The sequence below is a fragment of the Nitrospinota bacterium genome, from assembly GCA_027619975.1.
In the GTDB taxonomy this organism is placed as follows: Bacteria; Nitrospinota; Nitrospinia; order Nitrospinales; family VA-1; genus JADFGI01.
In genome coordinates this window covers 32,396-49,184 of the sequence record JAQCGX010000018.1, presented here as the reverse complement: position 1 = coordinate 49,184, position 16,789 = coordinate 32,396, and the positions used below count along the sequence as shown (strand labels likewise).

Sequence of the window (16,789 nt, the reverse complement as noted above, 5' to 3'; positions counted from 1 at the left end):
TGACAAATTTGAGGGCATATGATAAAAACGGTCTCCTTTTCCCCAATTGAAATCTAATAAATCACGACTGAATCTATGAAAATTCACGAATACCAGGCCAAAGAAATTCTCGCCAGATATAACGTCGCTGTTCCTAACGGAATCCTGGTGAATAATGCACCTGAAGCCAGGGATGCCGCCATAAAGCTGGGCACGAGTGTGGTCGTGGTCAAAGCCCAGATTCACGCCGGGGGCCGGGGAAAAGGTGGCGGCGTCAAACTGGCCAAAAGCCCGGAAGAAGCTGAAAAGCACGCCGCTGATATCCTGGGCATGACGCTGGTCACACATCAGACCGGTCCCGAAGGACGGCTCGTCAAGAAGGTTTTGGTTGAGGAAGGCATGCCCATCGAAAGGGAACTTTATCTGAGCATCGTGGTCGATCGGCAAACCAGCCGGGTTCTCATCATGGCGAGTGAAGAAGGCGGCATGGATATTGAGGAAGTCGCCGCAAACACTCCTGAGAAAATTTTCAAAGAAGTGATCGATCCGGTGATCGGAGTTAAACCTTTCCTGGCTCGGAAGATCGGATTTGCGCTCAATCTCAAAGGCGACCATCTGAAGAAAATAGTGCCTTTCATCATCAACCTTTACGAATGTTTTGTTAAGGAAGATTGTGACATGCTGGAAATCAATCCGCTGGTCACAACCTCTGACAATCGGGTACTGGCTTTGGACGCCAAGGTGAACATCGACGACAATGCCATGTATCGCCATAAAGACACTCTTGAATACCGCGACCTCGATGAGGAAGCTCCTCTGGAAGTCGAAGCCTCCAAATTTCATTTGAACTACATCAAGCTGGACGGCAACATTGCCTGTATGGTCAACGGCGCCGGACTGGCGATGGCCACCATGGACATTATCAAACATTCTGGTGGAGAGCCGGCCAACTTTCTTGATGTCGGCGGTGGAGCCAATGAGGAGATGATCGAAAACGGATTTCGCATTCTGCTGTCGGACCCGAACGTCAAAGCCATTTTCATCAATATATTCGGCGGCATTTTACGTTGCGACATCCTCGCCCGTGGCGTGGTGGCGGCGACTAAGACCCTCAACGTTCAGGTTCCTATCGTGGTCCGCATGGAAGGGACCAATATGGAAGAGGGACACGCAATTCTAAAAGAGTCAGGCATGAATTTTGTTATCGGAAACGGAATGAAGGATGGGGCCAGAAAGGTGGTTAAAGCAATCCAATGAGCATACTCGTCGATGAAAATACACGGTTGATCGTTCAGGGAATCACGGGACGTGAAGGTCAGTTCCACACCGAACAATGCATGAAATATGGAACCAACGTCGTGGGCGGGGTCACGCCGAACAAAGGCGGTCAAACCGTTCTGGACAACGTGCCTGTCTTCAATACCGTTAAAGATGCCGCGACGAAAACCAAAGCCAACGCCACCATGATCTTCGTTCCCCCGGCGTTTGCCGCTGATGCGATTCTGGAAGCCGCCGATGCGGGCATTGCGCTGATCATCTGTATCGCCGAAGGCATCCCGACCAGCGACATGATAGAAGTCCACCGTTACCTGCAAAATTCCGATTCCCGCCTCGTGGGACCCAACTGTCCAGGCGTCATCTCCCCCGGAAAATGCAAGATCGGCATCATGCCGGCGCATATACACAAAAAGGGCAACGTCGGCATCATATCCCGCAGTGGCACCCTGACTTATGAAGCTGTCGGGCAGTTGACGGCGCTAGGCATCGGCCAGTCCACCTGTGTGGGCATTGGCGGCGATCCAATCATCGGCACCACGTTCATAGACGCACTCGGATTGTTTCAGAAAGACCGTGGCACCAAAGCCATCTGCATGATCGGCGAGATCGGGGGATCGGCGGAAGACGAAGCCGCCTACTTCATCAAAAAGCATGTCACCAAACCGGTAGTCGGGTTCATCGCCGGGCAAACCGCACCTCCCGGACGACGCATGGGTCATGCTGGCGCTATCATCTCCGGCGGACAGGGAACCGCAGAGGAAAAGATGAAGATCATGAAAAAATGCGGCATCAAGGTGGTCAAAAGCCCCGCTGACCTTGGAACAACCATACAGAAGGTTTTGTAGCTCCCCCCCCGAGGGGAACTTTCTTCTACAGGCAATCACACAGTAATGAGACTTCTCAACTTTTCTCATCCAAATCTCCCCTATTCTCCTCCATTCCCACCCGACACCTTATAGCCCGCTTTTCCAGGCTTTACGAAAAAGCAAAAATGGATGATAATTGCAGCAATTTGAATTGAATCCACAATTTGCAAGGTTGGGTTGCAATGGGGATTCATCGCCCATCAAGAAAGTGTTTTTTGCATGAGTGACCCTCTTGTCGATACGCAAAAATTACTGCACCTGGCCGTCGAAAATTTTCAAAACGGCAGATTGCAGGAGGCCAAAACCTATTTCCATGAGGCTCTGGCCAAAGCTCCAGACGACTTTGACGCCTTGCACTTATCAGGAGTGCTTGAACTCCAACTGGGTCAACTCGACCGCGCCGAAGAACTCATAGCCAAAGCTCTCACAATCAACCCAAATTTTGCGGACGCTCATTACAACCTTGCCAAGGTATTTGAAGGCCAAGGCCGATGGCAAGAAGCCATGGGCTCCTATCAAAAAGCCGTATCTCTCGAGCCCGGTCTGGATGTGGCCCATTTCAACCTTGGCCTCATCCATGCAAGACTGGGAGACTTTGAAAATGCGATTGCGTCCTATCAACAAGCCATCCAAACCAACCCCGGAGACTGGGATTACCACTTCAACCTGGGCAATGCATTTAATAGCGTCAACAATCTGGAGGCGGCGATTCTATCGTACCGGATTGCGCTCGATCTGGACCCTTCTAAACCTGAAGCAAACAATAACCTCGGCATTGCTTACAAAGAGCTCGGAAGTTTGGAACAGGCCATCGTATCTTTTCAGCAGGCTTTAAAAATATATCCCGATTACGCGGACGCTCATTATAATTTAGCCAATACTTATGAAGAAGTCGGCAGGATGAATGACGCCCTGGTTTCCTACCAAAAGGCCATTGCCGTAAAACCTGATCTGGCCAAAGCCCACAACAACCTTGGCAATATTTATTACGCTCTGGGAAAGAAGGAAAAAGCGGCGGAGTTGTATCAGCGGGCGGTGGAGTTGGACCCTGCAAGTTTTTCTTCCCGGCACATGCTGAATTCCATCCGCGGAACCCCCACCGAAACCACGCCCATTCAGTACGTTGAGAGTTTATTCGACAAGGCCGCCGGTAGTTTTGAAAATCAACTCGTCGACAAACTCAAATACAATGCTCCCAATGATCTGAAAACACACCTGATCCAATTAGCAGGCAAGAACTACCGATTCAGGAGAGCGGTTGATCTGGGATGCGGAACCGGGCTTTCAGGCCAGGCGTTCCGTCCCTTATCGGATCGCCTGGCAGGAGTAGATATATCCTCCAAAATGGTTGCGGAAGCGAAACGAAAAGAAATTTACGATGCCCTGTCCGTTGGCGAGATCTTAAACTTTTTAAATCAATCCTCTGAAACTTATGATTTGTTTCTGGCGACGGACGTCATGGTTTATTTTGGAAATCTTGCGGCTTTTTTTTCGACGGTCAAGAGCCGGGCGATGCAAGGTTCGTATTTTTTATTTTCCACGGAGGGTTGCGAAGGGGAAAACTATTCACTCAGACAAACAGGACGGTTTGCCCATTCCAAAGACTACATTCAGAATCTTGCGGAAGAATTTCAGTTTGTCGTTGCGTCCTGTCAGCCCACCACCATCAGGATGGAAAACGACCAACCGATATCTGGATTCAATTTTATATTAAGGTCCTCGTAGACAAGCCCATCACGTTGACCCAGATCCCCTGTGGGAAAAACAATTGAATAGGTTTTGCGACTTAACCTCTTTATTATTCCCTGCTCATCAAAATATGCCGGTGGGTTTGCCATCGATGCTTTTTTGGTTGTTATCCTGCCAATATTTCTTAACGCCATCTTCCCTTTTTTTCTCCGCCCACTGCACCAAAACATCACGCTCGCCAACGTATTCATAAAAAGGCACACTGTAACCGCAGGACGTGGCCACGCTCTCGATATCCAGCGAAAATATCTGCCGCGCTCCTGGTAGCGCCGGGAAAAGACCAAGCAATGTTTCCCACTCCGCATCGTGAGGATGGACCGCCCTCGCCTTTCCGTAGACACGCAAGATCTGCGGCTTGCCTTCAAAAGCACAAAACAGGAGAGTCATACGCTGGCATTCCAGGACATGCGCCGCGGTTTCATTCCCGCTTCCCGTGTAATTCAACCACACTATTTTTTTAGAGTCGATCACTCGCAATGAGTCCATGCCCTTCGGGGAAATATTCACCCGACCCTCCACTCCCGCCGTCCCTACGAAAAATATATGCTGATTTGTTATGAATTCTTTAAGCGGTTCATCTAGTTTCGAAATCTGTTTGCTCACAACAACCTCCAAAAAATTTTAACCGTTGTCCACCAAATCACCCTTCGCCCTCTGAACCAGAATCTTCATAGGACAGATATTGCAATCGGCTCTGGTAGTCAAGCGTATCAAACTGCTGGCCCTTGCGTAAATTCGCAAAATGAAGCTCCGCATAAATACTCATAACGGCATGCAGGGCGTGATGCTCCTCCATCCCTTGATCGATGAGCCGGTTATAGGCTTCGGGAACGAATTCGGGCTGCCCAAGGGTGATCTGCCTGTCAACCGTTACATGTAAAACGGTGTGTACAAATGGACTGACGACTTTTCCGTTGATTTCCTGAGGATAGGTCGCCAGTTCCCCTTGTTTCCAGATTTCATCGAATTCCGGATGCAGGTCCATGATATGAGCAATACGCTCATCGAGTTCTTCAAAGGTCTTTCCATCTTCCCGACCAGCGGCCACCTGCAGAATTCGTACTTGAGTTTCTTTATCAAAATCCATTATTTTTATCCCCTGAAAAGGAATTTACGAAACGATATCATCGTGTGAACCTTTTAAGCGACGCCATCGTGCAAAATCACTTAAATTGACTGAAAAATAGTTAGTTAAACAAATTTAAGGTGTTTCCGAAAAATGCGTCCTTCTATCCTTGCCTTCCCCGCCATAAACCATAAACACTCGTTTTCCCTGGCGCATGTGATATTTCGCCCAGGCGGGAGACTCATCCCCATAACTTGCATCCGGATCTTCCCCCTCGGCTTTTAAATAATCCGGATAATCCAAACCGGCATCATAAGCGTCCAATAAAAGGCAGTCCGTGGTGAACCCTTTTCCTGTCAACTGGATCTTAGTCAAAAACTCTTCTATCTTGGCAGGATCACTTAATTCAATGGGGGACATAGTTTTTTCCTATAAAAATTTTAATTGCCAATATTCTGTTTTTATACCTATGTAGGATTCCGATAAATCCATTTGGACTTATCAAAACACCATAAAATTTATGCAAATCGTTCAATTTAGGCTATATTAGAACACACCTTTAGTTCACAAACTTTCAAAAAGGACGTGATTAACCAATATAAGGAAGAAATAAATGATTACCCAAGAGTATCTGCTTTTAAATCGTGCCGAGCCCAACGGGTTGGGAGGCGTGCAATTCCTGTATAAAGTAAACGATTATGGCCTGACCGCCATCAGCAAACCCCAGGAAAACATATCAAATATTCACTGGGAAGTGGACGTTATCAAGTACGTAAATGAAAAACCTATGGAATACGAGGTTTGCCATACCACAGAGTTGACCGATAAGACTTTGAAATTTTATAACGATAAAACCTTGAATGAATTCCTGCAAAAGGCATTTGGCTATTTCGACGAACTGAGTTTGTTGGAAAATATGTTGCCAGAAGATAACAAGTCCTAAAAAGGCACTTCGAGGCAGGTTAACACTTGACAGGGCTTGTGTTTGTTATTTACTATTGGGTTCTTTTTACAAGCGAAATTGCGGTTTGGCTCTGTCAAAGATAAAGCTAAATAAATCATAGAGTTACAAGTATAAATTAAGTTAATTTATGTTTCGGCAGTTGCAAGTAAAACTCTGCCGTCAGAAAAAACGATTTTCCAGGAGACATAGCATGTCCAACCTAACAGCCCAAGCGGAAGGTAAACCTGTAGATTGGGTACCTCTAGGGGATAAACAAAAAATAGTCACTCCAGAAGAAATGTTCTTCAAGCTTCCGCGAGAAACACTGTTCATCACAGGAAGTGAAGCCGCCCGCGAATCGATTCGCAGGGCCAATGTTGATATCGCCATTTCCTACCCCATCACGCCACAAAGTGAAACCATGCAACAGGCGGGCTATCTTTATGATGAGGGATATATCAAAGAATATTATCGCGGCGAAGAAGAAATCGGCGTTTTTTCAGCCTGCGCGGGCGCCTCTCGTGCCGGAGTCAGAACTCTCACCGCCACTGCCGGACCGGGCCTCATGCGCGGCATGGAAGCGATCAGCTCCTGGCCGGGTGCGAGAGTTCCTATTGTCCTGCTGGACATGTGCCGGGTCATCAACACCCCTTTGGCGATTCAGCCGGACAATATCGAAATGTCCTTTCTAATCAACACGGGCATCATCCTGTTACACGCTGAGAACCAGCAGGATTTCTACGATTATCCTCTGGTCGCATTTATCGTCTCCGAAAAGGTGGACGTCACCTTACCCGTTGTTGTATCCGTGGATGGATTTTTTGTTACTCACGCACGGGGACAGGTTTCCATAACTCCTGAAGAATACAAATTACCGCCAAGAGATGGTTGGAAATCCGCTGTGCCTGCAATGGACAATGAGAATCCTCCCGCTCGTCTCTCTCGGGACGCGCCAATTCAGAAAAGTAACTTCATCAGTTATCACATGCACTCCAGTTGGCAGCAGGAAGTTTTTGCCGCTGTGGAGCGTTCCGCTAAATATTTGAGGAAGTATCTGGGCGGGTTGGTGGAGATAATTAACCCAGAAGCTGAAGATTTCATCATAGCTTCCGGGTCCGCAGTTTCCCAGGCACGGGAAGCCATGCGCCAGGAGGCTGAACAAGGGCGAACAGTCGGGCTGATTAAAATCAAATCCATTCGCCCCTTCCCAAGAGCTGAACTGATTGAGACCTTAAAGAATGCCAAGCGTATTCTGATTCCAGAATTCAACCAAGCGGGCTGGTTGCACAAAGAAGTCTGTGCAACTCTTTATGGCAATTGTGACGCAATCATCTCCGCCGGACCAAGAGTTTATGGCGGCATGACCATGCCAACCGAAATGGTTTTGGAATGGTTGGCGGAAGCGAGAAAACAAAATTCCTAGATTTTAAGGAATTGGGCATTTAATGCTCTTTTTAATAAAACGCTGAATTATTCTGCTTGATTGCCGGAATACTCCTGAAGGCAATCAAATTGAAGTGATTTTAGTTAAAATTGTTTGTAAAAGGTGTATCATTGCAACAATAGTTTTGAGATTGACTCAATTTCCTAATTAAATAATTTGCTACATATATAGAGGATGAAATCATGTCTTTTGAAACCTTAATACCTTCTCCAGCTTTAAAAGAATTTCTTCCAATTGAATACAAAGATCTCGTTGATCACGGCCCCTATGGCAAGAATAAAAAAGTGACCGACATGGGGAAATTCAAGGAAATCATTGAAGAACATCCCATGTGTGCAGGCTGTGCCATGACTTTGTTTATCCGGTTGATGTACATTGGCATGCCCAATCCGGAACACACGATTGTCGTGGGAACAGCAGGTTGTGGTCGCTTGGCTCTTTCCCAGGCTTCGGTTCCCTTTGTTTATGGCAACTATGGCGATACCAACGCTGTAGCCTCCGGCCTGAAACGGGGCCTGGAACTTCGTTTTCCTAATCAGTTTAAAGATGTTGTGGTCTGCGCCGGCGATGGCGGGCTCGTGGACATTGGATTCCAGGGCTTGATGCACAGTTGGTTCCGCCATGAAAAGTTTGCCACCGTCCTGCTCGACAACGAAGTTTACGGTAACACCGGTGGACAGGAAAGCGGCATGACCATCCAGGGTAAAGTGCTCAAAATGGCTCCCCGCGGAAAAAAAGACGAAAAAATGGACATGATGGGTTTAGCCAAGGTCGCCAAGCTCGATTACATCGCTCGCCTCGCACCGACCAATCCGGCGCGCGTTGCCCGTACCATCCGGCGTGCAATTCTGATCGCCAGGGAATTTGGGGCCACCTATGTGCAGGCGTATACTTCCTGCAACATTGAGTATTCCATCCCCACTCCTGATGTTATGAAAGACGCCTTTGAAATTGAAAAGGACCGTTATGGGTTTGAAGAGATCATCTCTGATCGAGCCAAAGAGTTTTTGAAAGATCTTGAAGCAAAAGCCAAAAAAGATAAAAAAGATAAAAATTAAAGGAGACAGGTAATTATGGCTGTTAAACGCTATAACGTTCGCATGGCAGGGATCGGAGGCCAGGGTGTGGTCACAGCGTCCCATATCATCAGTAACGCAGTTGTTATTTCTGGCGGGCACAGCTCTCTCGTTCCATTTTTTGGTTCAGAGAAACGGAACGCACCAGTAGAAAGCTATGTCAGGATTTCCAATGAAGTCATTTATGAAATCGGCGAGATCATTTTCCCGAACGTCATTATGATTTTCCATCCCTCGGTTATCACCTTGGGGAAATCCTACACCATGCCGTTTTATACGGGTCTGAAAAAAGACGGCATTATCATTATCAACAGCCGGACGCCGATTCCTTTTAGCAGGGATGAGCAAAAGGAAATGGATAATATGGATGCTAAAGTCTATTATCTCCCGGCAACTGAGATCGCCAACGAAGTTGCAAAAACCGAATTGGCCACGAATATGGCCATGTGTGGCGCCGTTGCAGCTGTTTTCGGGATACCGGATCTGGGATCGCTTGCCGCATCCGTTAAGGACCGATTCATCGGTAAAGGAATCGTCGTATCCGGGGGAACCGCCGCGCTTGACAGCGCCATCGAGAAAAAGTTCGCCAAAAAAGCGAAGCTCATGGAAGCCAATATGAAAACCCTTGAAGCCAGCTACAAGTATATGATGGACAATGGTTTTGCGCATCCAGACGCTAAGTACATAGAACTCACTAAAGAACAACACGCTGCTGCCGGGGTGGCTTAATATTTTTATTTGGAGAAACCATGTACTACGTTGCTGAAGTTGACAAGGCCATTTGTTCATCAAAGAACTGTTCCCTTTGCACCACATACTGTCCCGAATCGAATTGCATCAATTATAGTGATGCCGACAAGTCGGCTTATATCTCTGTTGATCGCTGTAAGTCCTGTGAGATCTGCGTTTATATCTGCGATGAAATCGCCAAGAACCATGCCATAAAGATGAGGTGGATCGACTCACTTGATGAAGGTTTTGTTATTAAGAAAACCGGTATTGTCGTGCGATAATTCCATTGCTATCAAAAAGGTATTTGAGCCGGTTGAGCTCAAATACCTTTTTTTTTTACCAACCTTGACTCATAACTTAAGGACATTCTAAATGGAAAGAACACTGGCAATGATTAAACCCGACGGAGTTTACCGGAATCTCATTGGAAAAATAACAGATCGGATCGAATCTAATGGGTTCAGAGTGGTGGGGATTAAACGCGCTCTGTTACCAAAAAGCGTTGCGGCGAGGTTCTATTATGTACATAAAGACCGACCGTTTTACGACAGTTTGTGCACTTTTATGAGTTCAGGCCCTGTAATCTTGATGGTGCTGGAACATGAAAATGCCATATTAGGATGGAGAGAGCTCATGGGAGCCACCAACCCGGCGGATGCCGCCGAAGGAACCATCCGCAAAGAATTTGGAATCAGTTTGGAGGAAAATTCGGTTCACGGATCGGATTCCCCGGAAAATGCGGCCTTTGAGGTTCCATTTTTCTTCAGCCAAACTGAGATTTTTCCATAAATTTCAATAAACTATAAACTTTACAGAAAAAAGCGGGAATCCTCTAAGGGTCTTACCCATCCAAATAATATGAAAAAGATACCTTACATTATAGTTTTATTATTTTGGCTTGGGGTTATTCCCGCCTCTGCGGGTTCGGGTCATGAATACCAGCTCTACAAAAACAACGAAGACTTTGGTATTGTAGTATTTCCAAAAGAGAATATTTTTGTGGAGTTGGAAGAGTTTTTTAAGTCCATTGTATTTGAAAAGCTTGATTCCGGTAAGGCTGTCATGCGCTATGGCTCTAAGGGCGAAAATGAAACCTTTATGATGCCTTTGGAAATACAAAAAAAGTATTCCATAGAAAAATTCATGGTCATTCAGGTGATGACGCCATCGAGAATGTTGATCGGAGTGTTTGACCCTGAATGGGGTCTCACGCTTCCGTCGTCCGTATTCGATTTGGAGGGAATGAAAATAAACATTCCCAAAACTCTGGATGTTTTTCGGGGAGGCAACTCCAGAAAAGAGATTTTCTGGAATGGATCGCTTATTCCCAATGACCAAGTTCCGCATTTGAATTAGGGCGTTCATAGAGCTCGGTCTAAATTTAATTATCGAGAGGTTTTTCCAATGCCGATGTATGAGTACCAATGCGACAAGTGCAAAAAAAACTTTGAATTTTTGCAAAAAGTGAATGACGAACCCATTAGCAAATGCGAAGAATGTGGGGGACCTCTACATAAATGCTTTAACCAAATGAACTTTCATTTGTATGGGCCGGGATTTTATTCCACCGATAATAAAAGAAAGTACCTGAAATAAACTTTCCTCCCCTATCCCTTCAATATTTTTTCCTATGATATATATTACCCGACGTCTGGAATTCTGCGCCAGCCACCGCCTTTTCAATCCCAAATTTTCCGACAGGGAGAATGAAGAAACTTTCGGGTTGTGTAACAACCCTAATGGCCACGGTCACAATTATGTTCTGGAGGTAACGGTCAAGGGGGACATCGACCCGGATACAGGGATGGTGCTGGACTTGAAAACCCTTAAGAAATTGATCCATTGGGAAATTATCGACAAAGTGGACCATAAGAACTTCAATATGGATGTCGACTTTATGAAAGACGTGATTCCCACTGCTGAAAATATTGCCATCAAATTCTGGGAACTCCTGGAGTCAAAAATTGATAACGGCACTTTACATGAGCTGAAACTTTATGAATCCGAGCGAAACTATGTCGTCTACCGTGGAAATTGATATGAAAGACCTGATAGCAAAACTGCTGGTAGACTTGGGAGAAGACCCATCACGCGAAGGTCTCCAAAATACCCCGGAAAGAGTTGAAAAATCCCTGAAATTTTTGACCAGTGGGTATAGGACAAATATAGACGAACTGGTAAACGGTGCCCTTTACCAGGAAGATTATGACGAGATGGTCATCATTAAAGACATCGACATTTACAGCTTGTGCGAACACCACATGTTGCCGTTTCTGGGAAAATGTCACGTTGCCTATCTGCCCAAAGGCAAGATCATCGGGTTGAGCAAAGTTCCCCGCATCGTAGATGCTTTCAGCCGCAGATTGCAAGTGCAGGAACGCTTGACCAAGCAGATTGCCGAATGTCTTGAGGAAATTTTGCAGCCCAAGGGCGTGGGAGTGGTTATTGAAGCCATGCATTTATGCATGTCCATGCGGGGAGTTGAAAAACAAAGCTCCTACACCACCACCAGCTCCATGCTCAGGTGTTTCAAGTCCGATGCCAGAACTCGCAGTGAATTTTTAAGCCTGATTCGCCCTCAGGGGAATCGATCCTGACCAATGGATATTTTTACTCACCCTCTATAGGATAGACAAACTTCGCTTGGCCCCCACCACCAAAGAAATAATAATTGAAAATAACGATCTGATTCCAGATATTTTTGGAACGCATGACGTCAACCTCAAGCTGATAGAAAAGAAGTTCAACGTTCGTATCACCACCCGTGGCAACCAGGTCAAAGTTACAGGCTCTCCAGATTCCATAGAAACCGTCAATCGACTCCTGGCCCAACTACAGGAATTGTTTGAAGGGCAAACACCGCCGCAAAACGGGGATATCAAGTTCGCCATTCGCTTGATTGCCGATGATCCCAATGTCGATTTAAAATCGATCTTTACCGAACGGGTGGTCTTGTCTCCCGGTCGAGGCTACATTTCCCCCAAAGGTTCTGCCCAAAGCGAGTTTATAAAGGCGGCCAAGCAGAAAGATATTATATTTGCCATCGGTCCGGCGGGGACGGGAAAAACCTATCTGGCAGTGGCTCTCGCCGTGGAAGGTCTGCTCAAAAACCAGTTTAAAAAAATTGTTCTGGTGCGTCCTGCTGTAGAAGCCGGAGAAAAACTGGGCTTTTTGCCGGGAGATATCTCGGAGAAGATCCATCCCTACCTGATGCCGCTTTACGATGCCTTGAATGACATGTTGGAAGCCAGCCAGGTGTTGCAGATGGTTCAGGATGGAATCATCGAAATCGCTCCTCTGGCCTATATGCGCGGGCGAACGCTAAACGATGCGTTTATTATCCTCGATGAAGCGCAAAACTCCACCCGCGAACAAATGAAAATGTTTTTAACCCGCCTTGGGTTCCGGTCTAAAATTGTGGTGACAGGCGATGTCACACAAATCGACCTTTCGAGCGCCCGCGACTCCGGTCTGATTCATGTGGAAAAACTTTTGCAGGATATTGAAGAGATTCAGTTCATCTATTTTACCGAAAAAGATGTGGTCCGGCACGAACTTGTAAAAAAAATCATCCGGGCTTACGACAAGGGTGACAGTCCCAAATAATTGCCTCCATCACCCTCGATATTTCCGAATTTATTTTTCAGGAACACTGGCGCATTTCATTTCTAAAACCAGAGCCAACCCATATCAGGGAAAAATATCTCGCATGGATATTCAAATCCAAAACGATCAAGAGATTCACACAGTCGATACCGCGAAATTTAAAAGGCAAGTCAAAAAAATTTTACAAACATTGGAATGCCATGATGATGAACTCAGTATTCTGATCGTGGACGACGCAAAAATTCGCCAACTGAACCATCAATATCGAAATATTGACACCGCAACCGATGTTCTTTCCTTCCCCCAGAATGAAGGAGAAGATACCGAATTTATTTCCCAAATGCTCGGGGACGTGGTAATTTCTGTGGAAACGGCTCACCGTCAGGCGATGGAGCATCAATTCTCGTTGGAGCAGGAACTGGTATTATTGCTCATTCATGGAACGCTCCATCTTTTGGGGTACGACCACGAGCGGTCTCTAAAGGAAGAAAAAATTATGAAGGAAAAAACCTGGGATTTATTCGCATTAATATTTCCAGGCAAAGCTCCTTCTGAATCCTGTCAATACTGAGCTATTTCACAGCAATAGGGAATTTCGACGATGAAACAACTATGGGCCCCCTGGCGAATGGAATACATTCAGGAAGATAAATCGGGGGATTGTATCTTCTGCTCCCTTCCCAGTGCGGAAGAGGACCAAAAAAATTTCATCCTCTACAGAGGGCCGCACTCTTTCGTCATCATGAATATTTTTCCTTACAACACCGGTCATGTCATGGTTTCCCCCTACAGACACCTCTCCTGCATCACCCAGCTGGAAGAAAACGAATTCACCGAGATAAACCGCCTGACGCAGAAATGCGTGGAAATCCTGCGGACGGTTAAATCCCCCGAGGGATTCAATGTCGGATTCAATCTGGGCAAAGCGGGTGGCGCCGGCTTCGATGAGCATATTCACATTCACATCGTCCCCCGATGGAATGGCGATACCAACTACATGCCCGTATTGGCCGACACCAAAGTTCACCCGGAACACCTCAGAGCCACCTACGACAATTTACTTCCTCATTTTCAAAACATTTCAGTTTAAACGTTTAGCATGACCTCCGGAACAAAAAAAATGGGCCCGTCGGAAGACGAAACCCCGATGATGCAGCAATACCAGGGCATCAAAAGGGATTGTCCCGATGCGATTCTCTTTTTCCGCATGGGAGATTTCTATGAAATGTTCAATGAGGACGCCAAGATCGCTTCCCGCATCCTGGAGATCGCCCTGACCTCACGCAGTAAAAACAAAGCCAATTCGATTCCCATGTGCGGCATCCCTCACCATGCCGCCACCGCTTATATCTCCAAATTGATCAAGGCGGGAAAGAAAGTCGCGCTCTGCGAACAGACGGAAGACCCCAAATTTGCAAAAGGTTTGGTCCGGCGCGAAATTGTCCGTATCATAACACCGGGAACGGTTCTCGATGATTCCTTGCTGGACCCCAAAAGCAACCATTTTGTGGTTTCCCTGTTCTTCGGCAAAGACGGGCTGGGCTTAGCCGCCCTCGATATTTCCACAGGGCTGTTCAAGGTCACCGAAATCCGGGGAGATAATGCGGTTTCACTCCTTGCAGACGAATTGGAAAAAATCAGTCCTAAAGAGATCCTTGTCCCAGAGTCTACAGCGGCGGAAGCCAATGGCAATACGCCCTGGTTAAATAACGACGCCATCTATCAGCACAGCTGTGAAGACTGGACGTTTTCTTTTAGCGAAGCCTACCGGAACTTGCTCGAGCACTTCAACACCGGTTCGCTGGAGGGGTTTGGCTGTGAAAATTTAAGACTGGCGATTTCTGCGGCAGGCGCCTTGATTCATTACCTGCAGGAAACCCAGAAATCCGCCTTGCGCCATATCAGCGCACTCTCTACCTATCATATTCATAACTCCATGCTTCTGGATCACACCACCATCCGAAGCCTGGAGCTGGTGCAGTCGAGTGATGGAAGTCGTAAAAATTCTCTTTTGGATTTGCTGGACACCACCCAAACTCCGATGGGAGCAAGAAGGATCAAGGAATGGATTTTAAAACCACTGATCGATCGGAAGACCATCGAGGAACGCCTGACCCTGGTAGCCACCTTCAAACAAAATCCGCTCCCTAGAAAAGACATGCGCGACCAACTGCAAAGGATTCACGACCTGGAGCGCCTGGTCGGGCGAATATCGCTTTCCATCTGCGGTCCCCGCGATTTGATCGCGCTTAAAAATTCTATCGAAACCTTTCCGGAAATTCTCTTCCTGCTCAACCAGTTTCAAGCAGAGGCCATCTCTCAACTTACGAAAACCTGGGACAATCTGGAAAATATATTTCAACTCATAGATGAGAAAATCATGGACGATCCGCCCATCCACCTGAAAGACGGGCATCTGATAAAACCCGGATGCGATGCGGAACTCGACCGGCTGAAATCGATCAGCAAAGATGGTAAAACCTGGATCGCCACTCTCGAAACGAAAGAGAAAGAGCGGACCGGAATCCCCCTTTTAAAAGTGGGGTTCAATAGAATTTACGGCTACTACATAGAGGTCACCAAAAAAAATAGCGACCGCGTTCCCGAGGAATACATTCGCAAACAGTCTCTGGTCAATGCGGAACGCTACATCTCTCCCGAATTGAAAGAGTATGAGGTCGAAATAACCGGGGCGGAAGACAAGATATCGGAATTGGAGCTTCAGCTTTTTCATAAAATCCGCGAAGACATCGCCCGGCAGGGTCCGCGCATCCAGGCCATGGCCCGGACTATCGGAAAAATAGACGCCCTGTTTTCCTTTGCCGAAATAGCTCACCAGAATAATTATTGCCGCCCCACCCTCCTTGAGGATTCCACCCTCCTGCTGAAGAACGGCAGACATCCTCTGGTAGAAAAAATTGACCCTCTCAATCAGTTCATTGCCAACGACACCCTTCTCGATTCCACCGACAATCAGATCATGATCATCACCGGTCCCAACATGGCCGGTAAATCCACCTTCCTGCGCCAAGTCGCCCTGATCACCTTGATGGCCCAGGTCGGAAGTTTTGTTCCCGCTGACGAAGCCCGGATCGGGGTGGTGGATCGGATCTTTTCCAGAGTCGGGGCACAGGATCACCTTTTGAAAGGACAATCCACCTTCATGGTGGAAATGAACGAGGCTGCCAATATCTTAAATAACGCCACAGCCAGGAGCCTGATCATCCTCGATGAAATCGGTCGCGGCACCAGCACCTTTGATGGAATCAGCATCGCCTGGTCGATCGTCGAATATCTCCACGCCTTGACCGGGGAACAAGGCGGACCCAAAACCCTGTTTGCGACTCATTACCACGAACTGACGGATCTGGCCCTGGTTCTTCCCGGAGTTAATAATTTCAACGTTCAGGTCAAGGAGTGGAATGATGAGATCATATTCCTGCGGAAAATCGTCTCAGGCGGGGCGGATAAGAGCTATGGAATTCAGGTTGCCCGGCTGGCTGGCTTGCCGGAAAAAGTATTGAACCGCGCTTTAGAGGTTCTGGATAATCTGGAAAAAAGCGAATTCGATGAAGTGGGGCGGCCCAAAATTTCTCATAGCGAATCGGACCCTTTAGATGTGGGCCCTCAACAACTGATGATGTTTACCGAAGATCACTCGCCTCTTCTCAAGAAACTGGATGATTTGAACCCAGATGATCTGACGCCACGAAAAGCCCTGGATCTTATTTTCGAACTGAAAGCTCTGCGAAAAAATTTTTAACACGTAAACCTTGGAAGCAAAAAAAACATCCCTATTTGTCATCTCTCTAAAGTTTCGTTTCGTCTGCCGAAATTTTAATCGGACCTACGAAATTTATTTCCTTAGTATTCTCAATCAGTTGAACCCTGGCTTCCTTTTCCGGAAGAGATTTTCGGCTGTAAAATTAACGCTTTTCAAAGCTAAGTCATCTATTTTATTGACTTTACAAGAGCCTGAAAATAGGTTATGTTGGAAGGATTGATTAGTTTGATCGCAAACGGGAGCCGCTTGCGATCCCTGATGATCAG

General features: G+C 46.8%; 20 protein-coding genes. 17 read left to right on the top strand and 3 right to left on the bottom strand.

Annotation, left to right across the window (positions count from 1 at the left end; all coding sequences use genetic code 11):
* The first annotated feature begins 75 nt into the window (after positions 1-75).
* The 3 genes from sucC (at position 76) to O3C58_08070 (ending at position 3,848) form a co-directional block, all read left to right on the top strand.
* Entirely contained in the window at positions 76-1,236 is a 1,161-nt protein-coding gene (sucC, locus tag O3C58_08080) for an ADP-forming succinate--CoA ligase subunit beta (protein ID MDA0691810.1), read from the top strand.
* On the top strand, positions 1,233-2,102 hold the full coding sequence (gene sucD / locus O3C58_08075; GenBank protein ID MDA0691809.1) for a succinate--CoA ligase subunit alpha: 870 nt from the start codon (positions 1,233-1,235) through the stop codon (positions 2,100-2,102). Before sucC ends, sucD begins: the two co-directional genes overlap by 4 nt.
* Before the next feature lie 240 nt (positions 2,103-2,342).
* Positions 2,343-3,848: a tetratricopeptide repeat protein gene (locus O3C58_08070; GenBank protein MDA0691808.1), complete on the top strand. Its 1,506-nt coding sequence runs from the start codon at positions 2,343-2,345 to the stop codon at positions 3,846-3,848.
* A gap of 87 nt (positions 3,849-3,935) precedes the next feature.
* Here the strand turns inward: O3C58_08070 and O3C58_08065 are convergent, their stop codons facing one another.
* From O3C58_08065 to O3C58_08055, 3 genes are all read right to left on the bottom strand, one after another.
* Positions 3,936-4,475 (bottom strand): pyridoxamine 5'-phosphate oxidase family protein, encoded by a 540-nt coding sequence (locus tag O3C58_08065; protein MDA0691807.1) that lies wholly within the window; start codon positions 4,473-4,475, stop codon positions 3,936-3,938.
* A 37-nt stretch (positions 4,476-4,512) separates the two neighbouring features.
* Positions 4,513-4,959 (bottom strand): DUF1841 family protein, encoded by a 447-nt coding sequence (locus O3C58_08060; GenBank protein ID MDA0691806.1) that lies wholly within the window; start codon positions 4,957-4,959, stop codon positions 4,513-4,515.
* Positions 4,960-5,073: 114 nt separating this feature from the next.
* Positions 5,074-5,358, bottom strand: coding sequence for a hypothetical protein (locus tag O3C58_08055; GenBank protein MDA0691805.1), 285 nt, complete (start codon positions 5,356-5,358; stop codon positions 5,074-5,076).
* A 193-nt stretch (positions 5,359-5,551) separates the two neighbouring features.
* Here O3C58_08055 and O3C58_08050 point away from each other — a divergent pair, with 193 nt between their 5' ends.
* The 14 genes from O3C58_08050 (at position 5,552) to mutS (ending at position 16,502) form a co-directional block, all read left to right on the top strand.
* On the top strand, positions 5,552-5,881 hold the full coding sequence (locus O3C58_08050; protein ID MDA0691804.1) for a hypothetical protein: 330 nt from the start codon (positions 5,552-5,554) through the stop codon (positions 5,879-5,881).
* Between the two features lie 211 nt (positions 5,882-6,092).
* Positions 6,093-7,304 carry a ferredoxin oxidoreductase gene (locus O3C58_08045; GenBank protein ID MDA0691803.1) on the top strand — a complete coding sequence of 404 codons (1,212 nt, stop codon included), beginning with the start codon at positions 6,093-6,095 and terminating at the stop codon, positions 7,302-7,304.
* 203 nt (positions 7,305-7,507) lie between these two features.
* Positions 7,508-8,383, top strand: a complete 876-nt coding sequence (locus O3C58_08040) for a thiamine pyrophosphate-dependent enzyme (protein MDA0691802.1) — start codon at positions 7,508-7,510, stop codon at positions 8,381-8,383.
* 15 nt (positions 8,384-8,398) lie between these two features.
* A complete protein-coding gene (locus O3C58_08035; protein ID MDA0691801.1) occupies positions 8,399-9,130 on the top strand; it encodes a 2-oxoacid:acceptor oxidoreductase family protein in 732 nt (243 codons plus the stop codon).
* A gap of 20 nt (positions 9,131-9,150) precedes the next feature.
* Entirely contained in the window at positions 9,151-9,414 is a 264-nt protein-coding gene (locus O3C58_08030) for a pyruvate ferredoxin oxidoreductase (GenBank protein MDA0691800.1), read from the top strand.
* A gap of 91 nt (positions 9,415-9,505) precedes the next feature.
* On the top strand, positions 9,506-9,922 hold the full coding sequence (gene ndk, locus O3C58_08025) for a nucleoside-diphosphate kinase (GenBank protein MDA0691799.1): 417 nt from the start codon (positions 9,506-9,508) through the stop codon (positions 9,920-9,922).
* A gap of 69 nt (positions 9,923-9,991) precedes the next feature.
* Positions 9,992-10,489, top strand: coding sequence for a hypothetical protein (locus O3C58_08020; protein ID MDA0691798.1), 498 nt, complete (start codon positions 9,992-9,994; stop codon positions 10,487-10,489).
* A gap of 54 nt (positions 10,490-10,543) precedes the next feature.
* A complete protein-coding gene (locus O3C58_08015; GenBank protein MDA0691797.1) occupies positions 10,544-10,729 on the top strand; it encodes a zinc ribbon domain-containing protein in 186 nt (61 codons plus the stop codon).
* 34 nt (positions 10,730-10,763) lie between these two features.
* A complete protein-coding gene (locus tag O3C58_08010; protein MDA0691796.1) occupies positions 10,764-11,171 on the top strand; it encodes a 6-carboxytetrahydropterin synthase in 408 nt (135 codons plus the stop codon).
* Position 11,172: 1 nt separating this feature from the next.
* Positions 11,173-11,730, top strand: coding sequence for a GTP cyclohydrolase I FolE (gene folE / locus O3C58_08005; protein MDA0691795.1), 558 nt, complete (start codon positions 11,173-11,175; stop codon positions 11,728-11,730).
* Between the two features lie 46 nt (positions 11,731-11,776).
* The gene (locus O3C58_08000; GenBank protein MDA0691794.1) at positions 11,777-12,739 is read left to right on the top strand and encodes a PhoH family protein; all 963 of its coding nucleotides are present in this window, start codon (positions 11,777-11,779) and stop codon (positions 12,737-12,739) included.
* A 103-nt stretch (positions 12,740-12,842) separates the two neighbouring features.
* Entirely contained in the window at positions 12,843-13,310 is a 468-nt protein-coding gene (gene ybeY, locus O3C58_07995) for an rRNA maturation RNase YbeY (protein MDA0691793.1), read from the top strand.
* Positions 13,311-13,340: 30 nt separating this feature from the next.
* Positions 13,341-13,829 (top strand): HIT domain-containing protein, encoded by a 489-nt coding sequence (locus O3C58_07990; protein ID MDA0691792.1) that lies wholly within the window; start codon positions 13,341-13,343, stop codon positions 13,827-13,829.
* Between the two features lie 30 nt (positions 13,830-13,859).
* Positions 13,860-16,502: a DNA mismatch repair protein MutS gene (mutS, locus tag O3C58_07985; protein MDA0691791.1), complete on the top strand. Its 2,643-nt coding sequence runs from the start codon at positions 13,860-13,862 to the stop codon at positions 16,500-16,502.
* Positions 16,503-16,789: the final 287 nt, after the last annotated feature.

What these genes read in the sequence shown, in the direction of transcription:
- sucD (MDA0691809.1), top strand. Translation starts at nt 1,233, where the DNA reads ATGAGCATACTCGTCGATGAAAATACACGGTTGATCGTTCAGGGAATC.
- sucC (MDA0691810.1), top strand. Translation starts at nt 76, where the DNA reads ATGAAAATTCACGAATACCAGGCCAAAGAAATTCTCGCCAGATATAAC.
- folE (MDA0691795.1), top strand. Translation starts at nt 11,173, where the DNA reads ATGAAAGACCTGATAGCAAAACTGCTGGTAGACTTGGGAGAAGACCCA.
- O3C58_08030 (MDA0691800.1), top strand. Translation starts at nt 9,151, where the DNA reads ATGTACTACGTTGCTGAAGTTGACAAGGCCATTTGTTCATCAAAGAAC.
- ndk (MDA0691799.1), top strand. Translation starts at nt 9,506, where the DNA reads ATGGAAAGAACACTGGCAATGATTAAACCCGACGGAGTTTACCGGAAT.
- O3C58_08050 (MDA0691804.1), top strand. Translation starts at nt 5,552, where the DNA reads ATGATTACCCAAGAGTATCTGCTTTTAAATCGTGCCGAGCCCAACGGG.
- O3C58_08015 (MDA0691797.1), top strand. Translation starts at nt 10,544, where the DNA reads ATGTATGAGTACCAATGCGACAAGTGCAAAAAAAACTTTGAATTTTTG.
- O3C58_08040 (MDA0691802.1), top strand. Translation starts at nt 7,508, where the DNA reads ATGTCTTTTGAAACCTTAATACCTTCTCCAGCTTTAAAAGAATTTCTT.
- O3C58_07990 (MDA0691792.1), top strand. Translation starts at nt 13,341, where the DNA reads ATGAAACAACTATGGGCCCCCTGGCGAATGGAATACATTCAGGAAGAT.
- O3C58_08045 (MDA0691803.1), top strand. Translation starts at nt 6,093, where the DNA reads ATGTCCAACCTAACAGCCCAAGCGGAAGGTAAACCTGTAGATTGGGTA.
- O3C58_08035 (MDA0691801.1), top strand. Translation starts at nt 8,399, where the DNA reads ATGGCTGTTAAACGCTATAACGTTCGCATGGCAGGGATCGGAGGCCAG.
- mutS (MDA0691791.1), top strand. Translation starts at nt 13,860, where the DNA reads ATGGGCCCGTCGGAAGACGAAACCCCGATGATGCAGCAATACCAGGGC.
- O3C58_08020 (MDA0691798.1), top strand. Translation starts at nt 9,992, where the DNA reads ATGAAAAAGATACCTTACATTATAGTTTTATTATTTTGGCTTGGGGTT.
- ybeY (MDA0691793.1), top strand. Translation starts at nt 12,843, where the DNA reads ATGGATATTCAAATCCAAAACGATCAAGAGATTCACACAGTCGATACC.
- O3C58_08010 (MDA0691796.1), top strand. Translation starts at nt 10,764, where the DNA reads ATGATATATATTACCCGACGTCTGGAATTCTGCGCCAGCCACCGCCTT.
- O3C58_08070 (MDA0691808.1), top strand. Translation starts at nt 2,343, where the DNA reads ATGAGTGACCCTCTTGTCGATACGCAAAAATTACTGCACCTGGCCGTC.
- O3C58_08055 (MDA0691805.1), bottom strand. Translation starts at nt 5,358, where the DNA reads ATGTCCCCCATTGAATTAAGTGATCCTGCCAAGATAGAAGAGTTTTTG.
- O3C58_08060 (MDA0691806.1), bottom strand. Translation starts at nt 4,959, where the DNA reads ATGGATTTTGATAAAGAAACTCAAGTACGAATTCTGCAGGTGGCCGCT.